The sequence below is a fragment of the Pseudomonas sp. LFS044 genome (assembly GCF_047978245.1).
In the GTDB taxonomy this organism is placed as follows: Bacteria; Pseudomonadota; Gammaproteobacteria; order Pseudomonadales; family Pseudomonadaceae; genus Aquipseudomonas.
Map to the genome: position 1 here is coordinate 20,794 of NZ_JBFPFX010000020.1, position 16,127 is coordinate 36,920.

General features: G+C 62.9%; 18 protein-coding genes. 7 read left to right on the forward strand and 11 right to left on the reverse strand.

All coding sequences use genetic code 11. From position 1 onward, the window contains the following. The 5 genes from ACNQPL_RS17600 to ACNQPL_RS17620 all read right to left on the reverse strand — a co-directional run bounded on the left by ACNQPL_RS17600 (position 1) and on the right by ACNQPL_RS17620 (position 3,749). On the reverse strand, positions 1-201 hold the full coding sequence (locus ACNQPL_RS17600) for a hypothetical protein (RefSeq protein ID WP_346613304.1): 201 nt from the start codon (positions 199-201) through the stop codon (positions 1-3). 62 nt (positions 202-263) lie between these two features. Next, complete coding sequence (locus tag ACNQPL_RS17605) at positions 264-446, reverse strand: general stress protein (RefSeq protein ID WP_346613303.1); 183 nt, start codon at positions 444-446, stop codon at positions 264-266. A gap of 112 nt (positions 447-558) precedes the next feature. After that, the gene (locus ACNQPL_RS17610) at positions 559-1,866 is read right to left on the reverse strand and encodes an NTP/NDP exchange transporter (RefSeq protein WP_416467393.1); all 1,308 of its coding nucleotides are present in this window, start codon (positions 1,864-1,866) and stop codon (positions 559-561) included. Positions 1,867-1,870: 4 nt separating this feature from the next. Next, positions 1,871-2,779, reverse strand: a complete 909-nt coding sequence (locus ACNQPL_RS17615; RefSeq protein WP_416467394.1) for an aldo/keto reductase — start codon at positions 2,777-2,779, stop codon at positions 1,871-1,873. Between the two features lie 82 nt (positions 2,780-2,861). After that, positions 2,862-3,749, reverse strand: coding sequence for a Dyp-type peroxidase (locus tag ACNQPL_RS17620; RefSeq protein WP_416467395.1), 888 nt, complete (start codon positions 3,747-3,749; stop codon positions 2,862-2,864). 195 nt (positions 3,750-3,944) lie between these two features. Between ACNQPL_RS17620 and ACNQPL_RS17625 the strand changes: the two genes are divergently transcribed. Next, on the forward strand, positions 3,945-4,844 hold the full coding sequence (locus ACNQPL_RS17625; RefSeq protein WP_416467396.1) for a bile acid:sodium symporter family protein: 900 nt from the start codon (positions 3,945-3,947) through the stop codon (positions 4,842-4,844). A 5-nt stretch (positions 4,845-4,849) separates the two neighbouring features. Here the strand turns inward: ACNQPL_RS17625 and ACNQPL_RS17630 are convergent, their stop codons facing one another. Continuing rightward, complete coding sequence (locus tag ACNQPL_RS17630) at positions 4,850-5,317, reverse strand: sterol desaturase family protein (protein ID WP_346613298.1); 468 nt, start codon at positions 5,315-5,317, stop codon at positions 4,850-4,852. Between the two features lie 412 nt (positions 5,318-5,729). On the opposite strand from ACNQPL_RS17630, the gene ACNQPL_RS17635 reads away from it, so the two are divergent. Continuing rightward, positions 5,730-6,443 (forward strand): MgtC/SapB family protein, encoded by a 714-nt coding sequence (locus ACNQPL_RS17635; protein ID WP_346613297.1) that lies wholly within the window; start codon positions 5,730-5,732, stop codon positions 6,441-6,443. Between the two features lie 52 nt (positions 6,444-6,495). On the opposite strand, the gene ACNQPL_RS17640 is transcribed toward ACNQPL_RS17635, so the two are convergent. The 3 genes from ACNQPL_RS17640 to ACNQPL_RS17650 are packed head-to-tail and all read right to left on the reverse strand — an operon-like array spanning position 6,496 to position 9,137. Further along, positions 6,496-8,061: a diguanylate cyclase gene (locus ACNQPL_RS17640; RefSeq protein WP_416467397.1), complete on the reverse strand. Its 1,566-nt coding sequence runs from the start codon at positions 8,059-8,061 to the stop codon at positions 6,496-6,498. Positions 8,062-8,103: 42 nt separating this feature from the next. Next, positions 8,104-8,898, reverse strand: coding sequence for an exodeoxyribonuclease III (gene xth, locus ACNQPL_RS17645; protein WP_346613295.1), 795 nt, complete (start codon positions 8,896-8,898; stop codon positions 8,104-8,106). Then, a complete protein-coding gene (locus ACNQPL_RS17650; RefSeq protein ID WP_346613294.1) occupies positions 8,895-9,137 on the reverse strand; it encodes a hypothetical protein in 243 nt (80 codons plus the stop codon). Before ACNQPL_RS17650 ends, xth begins: the two co-directional genes overlap by 4 nt. Positions 9,138-9,310: 173 nt before the next feature. On the opposite strand from ACNQPL_RS17650, the gene ACNQPL_RS17655 reads away from it, so the two are divergent. Together ACNQPL_RS17655 and ACNQPL_RS17660 are read left to right on the forward strand one after the other, a co-directional pair. Beyond that, entirely contained in the window at positions 9,311-9,811 is a 501-nt protein-coding gene (locus tag ACNQPL_RS17655) for a DUF4142 domain-containing protein (RefSeq protein WP_416467398.1), read from the forward strand. A gap of 13 nt (positions 9,812-9,824) precedes the next feature. Continuing rightward, entirely contained in the window at positions 9,825-10,076 is a 252-nt protein-coding gene (locus tag ACNQPL_RS17660; RefSeq protein ID WP_346613292.1) for a hypothetical protein, read from the forward strand. A gap of 259 nt (positions 10,077-10,335) precedes the next feature. Here ACNQPL_RS17660 and ACNQPL_RS17665 read toward each other — a convergent pair whose 3' ends face one another. Next, positions 10,336-11,322 (reverse strand): DNA-binding protein, encoded by a 987-nt coding sequence (locus ACNQPL_RS17665; protein WP_346613291.1) that lies wholly within the window; start codon positions 11,320-11,322, stop codon positions 10,336-10,338. A gap of 278 nt (positions 11,323-11,600) precedes the next feature. Between ACNQPL_RS17665 and ACNQPL_RS17670 the strand changes: the two genes are divergently transcribed. The 3 genes from ACNQPL_RS17670 to ACNQPL_RS17680 all read left to right on the forward strand — a co-directional run bounded on the left by ACNQPL_RS17670 (position 11,601) and on the right by ACNQPL_RS17680 (position 14,213). Next, the gene (locus tag ACNQPL_RS17670; RefSeq protein WP_416467399.1) at positions 11,601-12,215 is read left to right on the forward strand and encodes a helix-turn-helix transcriptional regulator; all 615 of its coding nucleotides are present in this window, start codon (positions 11,601-11,603) and stop codon (positions 12,213-12,215) included. 76 nt (positions 12,216-12,291) lie between these two features. After that, the gene (locus ACNQPL_RS17675) at positions 12,292-13,269 is read left to right on the forward strand and encodes a threonine/serine dehydratase (RefSeq protein ID WP_416467400.1); all 978 of its coding nucleotides are present in this window, start codon (positions 12,292-12,294) and stop codon (positions 13,267-13,269) included. Further along, the gene (locus ACNQPL_RS17680; RefSeq protein ID WP_416467401.1) at positions 13,266-14,213 is read left to right on the forward strand and encodes an ornithine cyclodeaminase family protein; all 948 of its coding nucleotides are present in this window, start codon (positions 13,266-13,268) and stop codon (positions 14,211-14,213) included. Before ACNQPL_RS17675 ends, ACNQPL_RS17680 begins: the two co-directional genes overlap by 4 nt. Before the next feature lie 5 nt (positions 14,214-14,218). Here the strand turns inward: ACNQPL_RS17680 and ACNQPL_RS17685 are convergent, their stop codons facing one another. Further along, positions 14,219-15,967, reverse strand: a complete 1,749-nt coding sequence (locus ACNQPL_RS17685) for a BCCT family transporter (protein ID WP_416467402.1) — start codon at positions 15,965-15,967, stop codon at positions 14,219-14,221. Positions 15,968-16,127: the final 160 nt, after the last annotated feature.

Below are 16,127 nucleotides of genomic sequence, written 5' to 3' on the forward strand. Positions count from 1 at the left end.
TTACTGGCTTTGGCCTTGCTGCTGCGGCATTGGCTCGGGGCCTGGCGCAGGTTGTGGTGCGGGTTTTTCGGTGTTCTGCTGCATTTGCAGGGAAGGTTTGCTCTGGTCGGCGTCCTTGGCCGGGTGATCGGCGTCGCGATCAAAACAGCCGCCAACCAGGGTCAGGCTGCCCAGCAGGCCCATAATCGGTATCAAGCGCATGGGATGTCCTCGTGTGCAGGTGAACCGCAGTGCCAGGTTGCCCCGGCACTGCGCTACGTCACTTACGAACGGCCGCCCTTGCGGCTCGTGTCGTTGGTGTGGCCACCACCAGACTGTTGGCCCCCTTTGCGTCCGGCTTCGGATGCCTTCTCGCGGTCATTGGCGAAGTTCCCTGGGTTTTTGGTACCGCCTTGGTTGCCTTGACCACCTTGGCTGCCGGTACTGCCCTTTTCTTTCTTGTCCATGGTGCGAAACCTCATGTGACTTCGGGATGCACGGCGCAACTGCCGTACATAGGTTCGGAGTTCAGCGATATCGAGACATTCGTTTTATTGCGAAGGGTTCGGACCGGTGGCGTTAAATAAGCGGCGGTGGAGTATTTGGTGCGCCAGGGGATGCCGGTGCGCTCGCGTCCAGCTGCCGCTGCCGCCGCCCGAGCCAACCACCGGTCAAGCCCCAAGCCAGCGCGAGCACGGCACCGATGATCATGGCCAGCTGGGGATGGTCCCCCAGCACATCCAGCCCGCGCTTGACCCAACCGCTCAGTGCATCGCCGCCGCGATAGACGACTGTGTCGATGAAGTTCTTGGCCTTGTACTTGTCTTCGGCCGGCAACACTGTGAACAGCATCTCCCGCCCGGGCCGCACCAGGGCGTATTCGCCGGCGCGGCGTACGACCATCACCACCACGAACACCGCGAATACCGGCGCAAGGGCCAGCCACAGGAACCCGGCCGCCATCACCAAGGGCACGGCCACCAACAGCACGCCCACGCCCATGCGTTTGGCCAGGCGGCCGGTAATGAACACCTGGGTAAGGATTGCCAACGCCTGGACAACGCTGTCGATCAGGCCGAACACCTGGGTCTGGCGGGTGCGGTCGGTGAACGTTTCGCTGACGATCCGCGCCTGCTCGAAGTACAGGAAGGTGCTGACGCTGGCCAGGAGCACGACGAACAGGGCAATCCCCAACAGGTACGGTGAGCGCAGCACTGCGGTGGCGCCGGCGAATGGATTGCCGCCCAAGGGTTTGGAGGCCGGCTGGGCGCTGTGAGCCGGCAATGGGTGGCGATCGCGCCAGCGCTGCAGGTAAACCGCTGCGGCCATGCTGCCCAGCAGAAACAGCGCAGCCAGCACGACCAGGCCGGCATGGCCCAGAGGCGCAACCAGCAGCGTGCCGAAGATTGGCCCGCTGAGGCCGCCCAGGCTGGCCCCGGCCGCCAGCAGGCCGAACAGGCGTTTGCCTTGCTCGGTGGAAAACAGGTCGGCCAGCACACTCCAGGCAAGCGAGATGGTCAGCAGGTTGAACACCGACAACCAGATGTAGAACGCCCGGGCATTCCACAGATCGTCCGGCGCGCGGGCAAACAGCACGGCAAACAGCAGCAGGTTGCTGGCGAAGAAGCCGTAGGTCCAGGGCAGGATGTGCCGCCGACGCACTTTTGAGGCCAGCCAGCCGAACAGCGGCAGGCAAGCCAGCGTGGCAATGAAGGTGCCGGTGAACAGCCATTGCAGGTTGTCGACACCGCCTGCTACGCCCATGGTTTCGCGTACCGGGCGCAGCATGAAATAGCCGGTGAACAGCAGGTAGAACAGTGCCAGGCCTGCAGCGACGGCAGGGCCTTCCCCGGGCTGGATGTTCAGCCCTTTGCGCCAGTTGGCCATGGCGTCAGCCGAACTGCTTGATCAGCGCCTGCTGCTGCGCCTGGGTAAGCAGTGGTTCGTGCCCGGCCTTGAGCTGGTCGAGCTGGCGATCGGGCCGGCCGGTGGCCGGGATCACCGTGGTCACGGCCGGGTGGCTGATGGCGAACTTCAGAAACAGCTGCGCCCAGCTGCCGATGCCCGCCTCTGCGGCCCAGGCTGGCAAGGGCTGGTCCTTGACCTTGGCGAACAGCCGGCCGTCGTCAAACGCGCGGTTGATCAGCACTGCAATGCCCTTTTCCTGGCACAGCGGCAACAGCTCACGCGCGGCCTGTGGCGCATTGACCGAATAGTTGATCTGGATGAAGTCCAGCGGCTCCTTGCGCACGATGCGCGCAACCTCGTCCTGGCCGCTGTTCAAATAGTGGGTGATGCCGACGTAGCGGGTCTTGCCTTGTTGCTTGAGTTCACGGGCATAGGGCAGTTGCGTCTGCCAGTCGCGCAGGTTGTGGATTTGCAGCAAATCAACCTTGTCGGTGCGCAGGCTCTTGAGGCTTTGGGCCCATTGCGCTTGGGCATCGGCGCGGCTGTCGGCGGCAATCTTGGTGGCGATGAAGCACTGCCGGTGCCAACCGCCCTCCTCCAGCAACTGGCCGAGAATGCTGTCGGCGCCGCCATAGTTCGGCGAGGTGTCGATGACCTTGCCACCCCCGTCGAAAAACGCCTTGAGCACCTGCTTGAGTTGTAAGTACTCGGCAGAGCCGGCCTCGACTTCGAAGCTGCCGGAGGTCCCGGCGCCAATCACCGGCAAGGCCTCGCCGGTAGACGGGACCTTGCGTGTCAGCAACCCGGCAGAAGGTGCCGCATGCAGCCAAGGCACGGTGGCAAGCAGGCCCAAAGCCGCCCCGGCACGTAGGACATCGCGACGTGCATACATGGCAAAGCTCCCATTATGAGTCGGAAACTTTCAAGGCTAGCCGCATCGCCCCACCCTGGCAGGTGATTCTGTATCTGGATGTTTAGTGATCAGCTTGCAGCAGCAGGCTCAGGTCCAGGCTCGTCGCGGTCATGGGAGGGCACCAGTAGAAACCACCGGTCAGGGGGCGGCTGAAACGGTACAGGCCGTCGATGATGCCGTCTTCCAGGCCGCTCATACGCTTCAATTGCACCTCGAACGCGTCAAAGCTGTGGCCCAGGGCGACGAATGCCAGGCCGGCGCCGCGGCTGTCCGCCCACGCTACCGAACGCCGCACCATAAACGCTTCGGGTGCGAAGCTTTCTTGGGCGGTGCGCTTGACGTGGGCCGATTCCGGCGCATCGTCGAGCTCTTGGTTGTCGCTCAGGCGACGGCCGATGATGTTGTCCTGGTCGGCCTGGGGCAGCGACTTGAAGTATTCCAGGTCGTGCTTCCACAGCTGGAAGGCGGCAAAGCTGGAGCCTGCCAGCCCCGGCTGCTCGGTGGCAACGATGGCAGCCTCGACGGCAGCCTGGTCAACCGGGTTCTCGGTGCCGTCTTCATAACCGGTCAGGTCGTGGCCGCCACGGTGCAGGAAGCCGTCGATGCTGTCGGCCAACCGCAAGGCCGGGGCCAGTGCCTGTTCCAAGGCCTGGGCCTGCAGCAGCAGGTCGCCGCGTTCATCACCGCGCAGCCATAGCCACAGGGCATGCTGGGTGCTTGGGTTCTCCACTGCCGCATCCAGCTGCGGGAATGGGCGCAGGCCGGGCACTTCACGGCCCAGGGCCTTGGCCAGTGGGGCACCGATGCCGACGATCAGGCGCTGGCCATCGACGTGCGGCAACAGAGCATCCAGTGCGCCTGGCAAAGCTTCGGGCATATGCAGGGTGAAGAACAGGTGGCGGGCTTGTGCCGGCACCGGGGTGGCAAGCAGACCTTGCTGGAACGGCATGACAGGCTAATCCTAGGTGAAAAAAGCGGCATGCTACTGCGCGCGGCAGCCTATCGCAACGCGGCATACAAGCGTGATGGCACCGGGCCTGGCGAGATTGCAGTAACAAAAGGTTACCAAGTGCTGGCGCATTGCAATTAGCTATCGTTCAGGCGCGGCCTAGACTGCCTTGATCCCATGCCCGAGTGATTGCCCATGACCGCCTCGCCCTTGCTGTCCACGTTTCTTCCGCTGGCCTTGGGCATCATCATGCTCGGCCTTGGCTTGTCGCTGACCCTGGCCGACTTCGCCCGTGTGGTGAAGTATCCCAAGCCAGTGCTGATCGGCTTGGGCTGCCAAATCCTGCTGCTGCCGCTGGTGTGCTTTTTGATTGCCAATGGGTTCGGGCTGGAAGCGGCACTGGCCGTTGGCCTGATGCTGCTGGCAGCCTCACCCGGTGGCACCACCGCCAACCTGTTCAGCCACCTGGCGCACGGTGACGTGGCACTGAATATCACCCTGACGGCGGTCAACTCGTTGATCGCAATCCTGACCATGCCCCTGCTGGTAAACCTGTCGCTGATCTGGTTCATGGCGTCGGACCAGGCCATCCCGCTGCAATTTGCCAAGGTCATGCAGGTGTTCGCCATCGTCCTGCTGCCGGTCGCCCTGGGCATGATGATCCGGCGCTGGACGCCAGGTTTTGCCGCACGCATGGAAAAGCCCATGAAACTGGTGGCCGCGCTGTTCCTGGCATTCACCATCGTGCTGGCCCTGACCAAGGACTGGCAGACCGTGGTCGAATACGCACCCGTGGTCGGCCTGGCGGCGTTGCTGTTCAACGTCATCAGCCTGGCTGTCGGTTACTGGGTGCCGCGGTTGTTGAGTATTCCCAAACGCCAGGCCATCGCCATCGGCATGGAAATCGGTATTCACAACGGCACCTTGGCGATTGCCCTGGCCTTGAGCCCGTCGCTGCTGAACAACCCGACCATGGCGGTGCCGGCGGCACTGTACAGCCTGATCATGTTCTTCACGGCGGCGGGGTTTGGCTGGTGGGTAAGCCGCGGGCAGGCAGCGGTAGCGCCGCAAGGCAAGGGTGAAACGGCGAACTGACGGCGTCAGCTGCGGCTGCGCCGGGCCTGCAGTTGCCGTTTGAGCACCTTCAGCGGTGGTGCGTAGAAGAACCCAAACGACACACTGCCCGTACGCCCTTTGACTGCATGGTGTAGCCGGTGGGCGCGGTGCAGGCGTTTGAGGTAACGGTTGATCGGGCGCGGCTTGCGTGGCCAGTGCCGATGGAAAAAGCCATCGTGCGCCAGCACATACAGCACGCCGTAACTCGCCACCCCGCCGCCGACCCACTGCAACGGAGCATGGCCGGCCTTGCCCAGCGCCATCAACGCGGCGGCGATCAGGCCCAGGGCCACCAGGTACAGGTCGTTGGTTTCGAGCATGCCCAGGTGCGGCTCGTGGTGCGAGCGGTGCAGCCACCAGCCCCAGCCATGCATGATGTATTTGTGCGCCAGTGTACCGACACCTTCCATGGCCACCAGGGTGCCGATCAGCACGACGAAGTTGAACAGCATGTAACGGTCCGGGGGATGACGAAGAATGGCGCAAGGGTACCGATTAGCGGCGTTTTTTTCCATGTGGGAGTGACCGGCTGTAGGGCATTTCCTTATGAAGCCATTGTCATGTTTTTACCCTTGACCCTGCGTGAACCGGGGCGTAAGGTCCACCCCGCAATTTTGCATCCCTCAACAGGAGCCCCGCTTTGGACAGTAGCCCCAGTCGCTTGCGACAGGCCCACTCGGCGAGCTAGTCCGGCAGCTTCCTGTCACTGTCTCGCTACCGGCTAGACGGTGGATTGCTCCAGCCAACCAAGGCTCGAGCCCCTCCTCTCTTCTTCCTCTTCGTGGTCCTGCGCATTTCTGGTTATTCAACCGCGCCACCTGACGTGGCGTCAGAGCGGGCACGTGCCCGCGCAAGAGGTTCGCTATGGATTGGAAAGTATTTCTGCTGCGTGTCAGCATCGCCTTGCTGCTGGGTGCCCTGATCGGCGCCGAGCGCCAACTGCGCCAACGCCTGACCGGGCTGCGCACCAATGCGCTGGTCAGCACCGGCGCCTGCCTGTTCGTACTGATGACCCAGGCGGTGCCGGGCATGGCGCCCACCGATGCCTCACGGGTTGCGGCCTATGTGGTGTCGGGCATCGGTTTTCTGGGGGGCGGCGTAATCATGCGCGACGGTTTGACCGTGCGCGGCCTGAACACCGCGGCCACCCTGTGGTGCACGGCGGCGGTCGGGGTGCTGTGCAGCCTGGGCCTGCTGCTTGAAGCGGCGCTGGGTAGCCTGGTGGTGCTGTGTGCCAACATTCTGCTGCGTGATATCGCGCAACGCCTGGACCGGCAGGAGGTGCTGCCGGCCAGCGAGGTCGAACAACGCTACGAAGTGCGCGTAGTATGCCGCGCCGAGGATGAAATCCAGGTGCGCAGCCTGATGCTGCACAGCCTGGGCGACCCGGAGCTGCGCCTGCAGTCGCTGCACAGCGAAGACCTGGCCAACCCCGCGCGCCTGGAAGTTCGCGCCGAGCTGCTCGGCAACCCGCAGGCACCGGCGCAGCTGGAGCGGCTGGTCAGCCGCGTGAGCCTGGAGAAAGGTGTCAGTTCGGTGCGCTGGCAGCTGCAAGCGCAGGTATTGGCGACGGACTAAGGAGCGCTTGATGTCAATGCGTCTGCTCGTTGGTTGATTACACTGCCCAGCGCTACCCGGCGCTCATCGCCATGCTGCCTGCTACGGTGTACCCGTCGCGCCCCTGCTGCTTGGCCTGGTACAACGCCCTGTCGGCTGCCGCCATCAGGCTTTCCGGGGTGCTCGCATCCAGTGCCGGGTGGCCTACGGCAATTCCGGCGCTGGCCGACACTCGCCCCAGCGGGCTAGCGGCATGCTCGATCAGCTGGCGGCGCAGCAACTGCATGATGTCTTCGACAACCAGTTCGGCGCCCTGCACGTCGGTGTCCGGCAGCAACACGGTAAATTCTTCACCGCCATAGCGCACGGCGAGGTCGGCCGGCCGCTTCAATGCCTGCTGCAACAACTCGGCGAACCGCCGCAGGCACTGATCACCCGCCGGGTGGCCATAACGGTCGTTGTACAGTTTGAAATAGTCCAGGTCGAGCATCACCAGCGCCAGCGCATACCCGTGGCGCCTCGCCCGGCGTATCTCTGCCTCGAACACCGCGTCCAGCCTGCGGCGGTTGCCCAGGCCGGTCAGGCTGTCGGTCAGGGCCAGCGACCTGAGGGTCTGATGCGCCTGGTGCAGTGCCCGTTCGATGGCAATCCGCTCGCGCAACTGGCGCAGTACCACCCAGCCAAACGCGCCCAACCCCACCAGCAATAACAGCAAGACCGCCACCGACTTGAATACATCATGCCGCCAGGGCGCGATGATCGACTCACGGGACAAGCCTGCCTCCACCACCAACGGGTAACTGGTCAGTGCCCGATAAGCGTACAAGCGCGGTGTTCCGTCCACTACCGCCACCGCCTCGGCCAGCCCCTCGCTGGCATAGGGCAAGTGATCGCGAAATATTTCGCTTTTAGCCAGGCTGCGGCCTACCACCTGCTCGACGAAGGGCCGGCGGACCAGAATGGTGCCGTCGCGCTTGGCCAGCACCAGCGCGCCGCGTTCGTCGATCCTGAAGTCACCGTAGTAGCGCACGAACCAATCCACCTTGATGGTCCCCAGCAATACCCCGGCGAAACTGCCGTCTGGGTTGTCCAGCCTGCGCGAGATGGGAATGATCAGGTCGCCGCTGGAGCGGCTGCGCACCACCGAGCCGATGCGCACGTTGCGGTCGGTATGGGTGCGGTGGAATACAAAGTAATCACGGTCGCCATTATTGGCCTTGGGCGGAATCGCAGCCTGGTCGGTAACGATCCAGCTGCCATCCGCCCCATACACGAACAAACCCTGCAACTGCGGAATGATTGCCTTCTGCTGCGCCAGCAAGGCGTGCAGGCGCGGCCGGTCAAGGTGGCTGAAGCCATCGCCTTCCAGGCGCTCGGCCAGTGCTGCGGTAATGGCGTCGACCTGGCGGATGGCGTCCTCCGCATGTTGGGCGGTGGCCCTGGCCAGGTTGCTGACCATGTTCTCGGCATTGGTGAAGGCGTGCCGGTAGTCGCGCCAGATGCGCCAACCCTCGATCAACACGAAGGTCATCATCACCACGGCCATGAACGTCAATACCAGGCGGAACAGCGCTACCGCGCGCCCCTCACCGGGTACCCCGAACAGCCCGTCATCGTCCTGGTTGTTGGCCGCACTCATGGAAGTCCTTGCCCTCAAGCGTTCGCCGCTTACCACTATAGTTCAGCGCTGCTTGCGCGTGCCCAGCTCGATCCACGTCGGCGCATGGTCGCTGGCCTTGGGTTCGTTGCGTACCCAGGCATCGACCCCGCCCGCCTTGAGGTAGGGCGCAAGCTGCGGGTTGAGCAACAGATGGTCGATACGCAGCCCGGCGTTGCGTGCCCAGTGGTTACGGAAATAATCCCAGAAGGTATAGATGCGCTCTTCGGGATACAGCGCGCGGAGGGCGTCGGTCCAGCCTTGCTCCAGTAGCGACTGGTAGCAATCGCGGGACGCGGGCTGGAGCAAGGCATCCTTGCGCCAGGATTTCGGGTCATAGATGTCGAAATCAGTCGGCACCACATTGAAGTCGCCCGCCAGCACCGTTGGGTGGCCACTGCTCAGCAAGCCGCGTGCGTGGGCGTTCAGGCATTCGAACCAGCGCAGTTTGTAGTCGAATTTCGGCCCCGGCTGCGGGTTGCCGTTGGGCAGGTAGAGGCACCCAACCAGCACCCCGTGCACTGCGGCCTCCAGGTAACGGCTCTGGTCGTCGTCTTCCATGCCCGGTAGCCCGCGGCGCACTTCCAAAGGCTGGCTGTCGCGCGCCAGGATCGCCACCCCGTTCCACGACGGCTGGCCGTGATGCAGGTAGCCATAGCCCGCCGCCTCAAAGGCGTCGCCCGGAAACTGGGCATCGGCTGCCTTGAGTTCCTGCAAGCAAGCGATATCGGGCTGTTCCCTCTCCAGCCACGCCAGAAGCGCCGGCAGGCGGCTACGGATGCCGTTGATATTGAAGGTGGCGATGCGCAGCGCTTTCATGCGTCCGGGTCTTCAACATGGGCCTGCACCGCCGCTTGCAGCGCGCCCAGGTGGGCTTCATCCGCCAGCGCCTTGAGTGCCAGCCAGTCGTCCCAGTCGATGGCGCCATCGTCGCGCAGCGCTTCGGCCGTGCGCACCAGTTCATGGTGATAGGCATCCGGCGATTCGCGCCGGTAACTGTCATCGTCGTACTGCGCGTACCAGGCTTCAAGCTCGGGAATGCTGCGTTCGATGCTCATCCTCTGCTCCTTTGCGGCAACCTTTGAATGTGTGAGCTTAGCTGCCGGGCATCGTTCAACCGCAATGCCGTGGTGGTCGCCCTGGCCGCAAAAAAAAATTAAACCTATGGCCCTGCGCGCGGCTCAACCGTTAGCGACACTGAGGTCGCGCCACCGATAGCAAGGAGTGAAACATGAACAATCTGTTCATCAAGCGCGCAGGTTTGTCGCTGGTGCTGGGCATGGCGTCGTGGCAGGCACTGGCGGCGTCCTCCGATGATTTCGTCGACGCGGCCACCGAGGCCGGGATCGCCGAGATGGTCACCGGTAACCTGGCGCTGGAGAAAAGCCAGAACGCCGAGATCAAGACCTTCGCCCAGCAGATGGTCACCGACCACACCAAGGCCAACCAGAAACTTGGCGACATCGCCCGAAAACTCGATATCAGCGTGCCAGACGAGGCTGCACTGACCGATAAGGTCAAGAAGATGATCCTCGAATGGCGCGAGGAGTCGTTCGACAAGTCTTACGTCAACAATCAGGTCGATGCCCACGAGAAAGCCGTGGAGCTGTTCAAGAAGGAAGCCGCCTCATCCGACAAGGCTGAGCTGAAGGCTTTCGCCAGTGAAACGCTGCCTACGCTGGAGCACCACCTGGAGCAAGCCAAGGCGCTTCAGGCCACCCACGGCAAGTAATTGGAGGACCCAGATGACTAACGATAGCTTGCGCAGCGAAATCCTCACTCGGTTGCTGCATGCCCACCCGCACGGGCTGGGCAAGGAAGTGCTCGACAACTACCGCGGCGAGAAGGCGGTCGCTGATGTGCTCCATACCTTGCAGCAGCACGGGTTGATCCAGGACGGCAGCGTGGTTAGCGACAATGACCAGCCGTTGAGCATCAGTTACCCGATCAAGCTGTCTGCGGCCGGCGTTGAGGCAGCAAAGCAGGTTGAGGGTTAAACCCGCCTGGCAAGGCTCTGTGGGAGCGGGTTTGTGTACGATGCAAACGCCGCGGTGAATGGCACCGGCCTGGCCGGTGTTCGCGGGGCAAGCCCGCTCTCCTGGCACAAACGCTAACTAACTGATTTGGCGAGGACCCTGTAGGAGCGGCTTCAGCCGCGAACACCGGCGAAGCCGGTGCCATCCACCGCGGAACACTCGCGGGCTTTGTTCTCTGCGCGACAGCGCAGCCCGAAGGGCTGGTTAATCGCCCACAAAATTACTTGGGCTCGCGTTCGGTAATGGTTGGGTGTGCCTTGAGTGCTTCATCGCGCTTGAGCAATTGGTCTTCCAGAAACTGCAACTGCCTGCCCTGCTCCGCACACAGTACCCGCTTCTCCTCCAAGCTCTGGTTTTGCGCCTGCAGCTGTCGGCGCATTTCATCGCTGGCGCCCTGCGCCTGGGCCAGAATCGTGCGCAAGCCCTGGATCTGTGTATCGCGCTGCTCGAGCAGGTCATCCAGAACCTTGCGTTCGCTGCTCGCCTGACGGTGCTCGCCAAGCAGGCGCTCGTTGTCCCGGTGCAGCCGGGTCAATTCATCCTGTTTGACGATCAACCCCTGTTGCAGCTGGCGCATTTCGACCTGTAGCTGTTGCACCTGCGCTTCGTGACGGCGCTGATCCTGCTCGCGCTGTTCACGGCTGGCGCTGCGGTAATGCTCCAATGCATCGCGTGCGTGCCGGTGTTTCTCCTCCAGCGAACGCACCTGCTCCTCCTTGTCAGCCAGGCGTACCTGCAGCTCGCCAAGTGCCTGGTTGAGGCTGGCGCCGCGCAGCTGCTCGGCTTGCAGTGTGCTTTGCGTAGCGCTCAAGCGCTCCGACTCGGCGGCCAGGGCGGCGGCCTGGATCTGCTGTTGCTGGTGCGCAGCGGCCAGCGCCTGCTGAGTCAGTTGCAACTGGGCTTCAAGTTGTTCGCGCTGTTCGTTGAAGCTGGCTTGCGCCTGCTCGACCCGCGCGTCCGCCTCTTCCTGCAGTTGCTCTGCCAGCTGCGCCACCAGTTTTGCCAACGTGTCGCTCAACGCAGGTGTGCCCTGCAGCGCCGCAGGCTTAACCCCTTCGAGCTCCTTGAGGTAGCGGTGAATGGTGGTCTTCGAGCCAGTGTTGCCCAGCTCGATGCGTACTGCATCGATACTGGGGTACTCACCCCGGGCGATCAGCACCTGCCTTGCCTGCTGCACTACCGCCTTGTTGATGCCGCCCCGGGCCATGTTTGCTCCTACGATTTCGTGCTGTGGTACGTACCATGTATTTACGTATCAATTCTGTCTTTTTTTAGGCATTAATTCAAGCGACTACTAAGGCTTAATAATCACGGCTTATCGCATGAGATGCTGTGCAAAAGGTGGTTTAGCTGGGCTGAGGTAGCGGTAGCAGTACGAAAGGCGCTGAAAAGTGGGTTTGCAGGCGCCTTGAAGTTAGGTGGCGCTTGAGTCCACCATGGACAAAATGGCTATGCGCCCAATCAAGCCCCTACCCTTGGCCCAAGATGAACATCGAAAACTACAAGGCAATCGCCGACAGCATCGCGCTGCTGCTCTTCCCTCACGCAGAGGTCATCGTTCACGAGGTGAAGAGCCAGACGGTGGTCCACATCGCCAATAACTTCTCCAAGCGTGCACTGGGTGACGACTCGGCGCTGGACCTTGAACGGGGCGACTTTCGCAACGCTGCCAAGCTGGGGCCTTACGAGAAGCTCAACTGGGACGGCCAGAAGATCCGCTCCATTACCACCGTGCTGTACAACCCGAACGGCGAAGCTGAGCACCTGTTGTGCATCAACCTGAATTTCTCGGTGCTGGAGCAGGCCCGCGAAGCACTCGATGCGTTCTTCCAGATCAGCCGCCTGGTGCCGCAACCGGACGCACTGTTCAAGGATGACTGGCAGGAGCGCATCAACACCTTCCTTCACGCCTGGCTCCAGGCGCGCAACCTGTCGCTGCGCACACTAAAGATGAAGGAGAAGCGCGCCCTGGTGGAGGCGCTGCATGCCGAAGGCGCATTCGAAGGCCGCAGCGGTGCCGACTATGTGGCCAATGTGCTGAACATGGGCCGGGCGACCGTTTACAAATACTTGAAGGAGCTGCGGGATCAGCCCGTCTGAATAGGTGTCCAGCACTTGTCCATTGTGGATATTGAGTCTATTGTGGATTCATATTCCACAAGCGGATTCTGTTCTCATGCCCGTCGATGCCCAATACCTCGCCTCCCTGCACCACGCCATCGCTGAAGCACACCAGGCCCTGCGCCCTGAGGTGAGTGTCACCCCGCTCACCTACAGCGCCCGGCTGTCGGCATTGACCGAATGCAGCGTCTACCTGAAATGTGAACACCTGCAACACACCGGCTCGTTCAAATTCCGCGGCGCCAGTAACAAGCTGCGCCTGCTGCCGGCCGCGCAACGCAAGCTGGGCGTCATCACCGCCTCGTCGGGCAACCACGGGCAAGCGCTCGCCCTGGCGGGCAAGGTCATGGGGGTGCCGGTCACCGTTTACACCACCACTTCGGCGTCCGCCTACAAGCTCGGTGCCATTCGGGCGCTCGGCGCCGAGGTGGTCAGCCTCGACCTCGACCCGCTGGGCGTCGAGTTGGAAGCCGCACGGCAGGCCGCGCTCCAGGGCAAACCCTTCGTCTCGCCCTACAACGACCCGCAGGTCATCGCCGGCCAAGGCACCATCGGCATGGAGCTGTTCGAACAGGCCCCCGATCTGGATGCAGTGTTCGTCGCGGTTGGCGGTGGCGGCATGATCGCGGGCATCGGCGCTGCGCTGCGTGCACGCCACCCAGGCATCGACATCATCGGTTGCTGGCCGGCCAACGCGCCCACGCTGCAGCGTTCACTCGAAGCCGGGAGCATCATCGAGATGGAAGAAGCCGATACGATCTCCGACGGCACGGCCGGCGGTGTCGAACCCGGCGCCATCACCTTCCCGCTGTGCCAAGCACTGCTGACCCGCACCGTGCTGGTCAACGAAGCAGAAATCAAGGCAGCGATGCGTGACGTCGCCAGCGCTGAGCGCTGGATCATCGAAGGCGCGGCAGGTGTCGCGGTGGCCGGCATGCAGAAGCTGGCCAAGGACTACCGTGGCAAGCGTGTAGCCGTGGTGATTTGCGGCCGCAACATCGTGCTGGAGAAATTCCTCGAGGCCGTCCAATGAAAGTCTTCAATAAAGAACAGATCATTGCCCGGCTCGACCTGGACCTGGCGGTGCAGCACCTTGAGCAAGGTTTCATCGCCTTCTCGCAAGGCAAGGCCCAGGTGCCGCCGGTGCAGGCATTCGCGTTCCCCCAGGCGAACGGCGACTGCTGCATCAAATCTGCGCATGTCGAAGGCAGCGACACCTTCACGGTGAAGGTGTCGACTGGCTTCTATGACAACCCAGCCAAAGGCCTGCCCAGCAACGACGGCTTGATGATGGTGATCTCGGCCACCACCGGGCAGCCCATTGCCTTGCTGCAGGACGAGGGCTGGCTGACCTGTATCCGCACCGCGCTGGCCGGGCGCATCGCCGCCCGCTTGCTGGCCCCCTCGAAGGTCAACGCCATCGGCATACTCGGCACTGGCACTCAGGCGCGTATGCAGCTGGAACAGTTGGCTGCCGTCACCCCTTGTCGCAAGGTGGTCGTGTGGGGGCGCAGCGAGGCCGCGCTGGTTGATTACAGTGCATTCGCCGAGGGTCTGGGGTATGAAACCGAGATCACGCGCAGCGTTGAAGGGGTGGCACGCAACGCCAACCTGATCGTCTGTGCAACACCTTCGCGCGCACCGTTGCTGCACAGCGACTGGGTGCAACCTGGCACGCATATTACTGCCGTAGGCGCAGACGCACCGGGCAAGCAAGAGCTCGACCCGGTACTGGTCGCACGGGCAAACCGCATCATTGTCGACTCCATTTACCAATGCAGCCACTACGGTGAAGCCTCCCATGCACTGAACGCCGGCCTGATCGGCGTGCACCAGCTGGCAGAGCTTGGCGCGCTGCTTGAAGGCCGCGCGCCAGGCCGTGACAACGATCGGCAGATCACCCTGGCCGACCTGACTGGCGTGGCCGTGCAGGACGCCCAGATCTCAAGCTGCGCGCTGGCCTCACTGGGTATGTGAGCGCGCTACGATTGCGAAACTTCAGCCTCTGTCCGTGATGCCTTGGGCGAGGCCTTTTTCTCCTGCACCACGATGTAGAACTCCTCCCCGTGCTTGACCGCGCCGTACAGCACCGCTTTTTCAATCAGCTCGCTGCCGCGCAGGTGGCGCAGCATCATCGGGTCCTTGCGCAAGTCGCGGTACAGCGCAAGGCACAACAGCACCATCACCACCACAAAGGGCAGCGCCACCACAATGGTCAGGTTCTGCAGGCCCGTAAGCGCTTGACCCGGGTTACCCGAGTTACCAATGGCCAGCATGATGGCGGCCACGGTGCCGGTCAGTGCGCCCCAGAAAATCACGGTGCGCCGCGAGGGCTCCGTGGTGCCGTGTTCGGACAAGGTCCCCATCACCAGCGAGGCCGCATCGGCGCCAGAGACGAAGAAGATCGCCACAAGGATCATCACCAGTACCGAAGTCGCTGCTGCAAACGGGTAGCTGTCGAGTAGCTGATACAGCGCATGGTTGCTGTTCACCGCGCCGTCGACCAGCACGAAGGTGCCCTCACGCAGCGCATCGATGCCGGCACCGCCGAAAATGCTGAACCACACCAGGCTGACCAGGCCTGGCACCAGCAGCACGCCGCTGACGAACTGGCGGATGCTGCGTCCACGGCTGATACGGGCGATGAACATGCCGACGAAGGGCGTCCAGGAAATCCACCAGGCCCAGTAAAACACCGTCCAGCTGGCCAGCCAGCTGTCCATCGCATCGCCGCCACTGGCGCTGGTGCGCGCCATCATCTCGGGCAGCAGCTTTATATAGACGCCGATCGAGGTTGGCAGCAGGTTGAGCATCAACAGCGTCGGCCCGACCAGAAACACGAACACCGCCAGCGCCAGTGCCAGCACCATGTTGGTGTTGGACAGCCACTGGATGCCTTTGCCGATGCCCGACACCGCCGAGGCAACGAAAGCGATGGTCAGCAACGTGATGAGGCCGATGTAGTACAGCTTGCCGGGGTTTTCGATCCAGCCGTTGTATTCCAGGCCGCCGGCGATCTGCAGGGCACCGAGCCCCAGCGACGCCGCCGAACCGAACAGGGTGGCGAAGATCGCCATCATGTCGATCACCCGGCCGATGGGGCCATTGGCATGTTTGCCCATCAAGGGCCGGAACGCGGTGGAAATCAGCTGCGAGCGCCCGCGGCGAAAGGTGCCATAGGCGATCGCCAGGCCAACGATGGCGTACATCGCCCAGGGGTGCAGCGACCAGTGAAACAGCGTGGTGGCCATCGCCACCTGCAGCGCCTCGTCGGACTGCCCGGCGGCAGTGCCCGGCGGCGGTGATACGTAGTGCGACAGCGGCTCGGCCACGCCGAAGAACATCAGGCCGATGCCCATGCCCGCGCTGAACATCATGGCAACCCAGGACACCGTGCGAAATTCCGGCGCTTCGCCATCACGCCCCAATGGAATTCGGCCGTAGCGGCTGGCGGCCAGCCACAGCACGAAGAGTACGAAGAAGGTCGAGGTGAGGACGAAGAACCAGCCAAAATTGACGATGACCCAGGACTGCGCCGTGGATGCGCTGGCGGCGAGGCTTGCCTGGTTGACGAACCCCCAGAGGATGAAAGCGATGGCCAGGAGGCTGGTGAAGCCGAACACCACCCAGTCGAGCTTGCCTTCAAGGTGACGGTCCTGCCTGGCTTCGGCAGTCTTGGACGGGTCGGTGACGCCGAGCGCCGGTGTTTCAACGTTCTCTTGCGTTGCCATCGATGGGCCCTTTTCGGTTTGCTGCAGGCTTTTGTTGTTTTAGTTGCGAGCGATGCCTGCGCTAGAACCGGGGTCGGCCACAGGGGAGGCCCCGTGATTATCCAGTGCCCGAATTGACGCCCCCTATTCCAGGACCGTCGTGGCACGTCCAATCAACGAC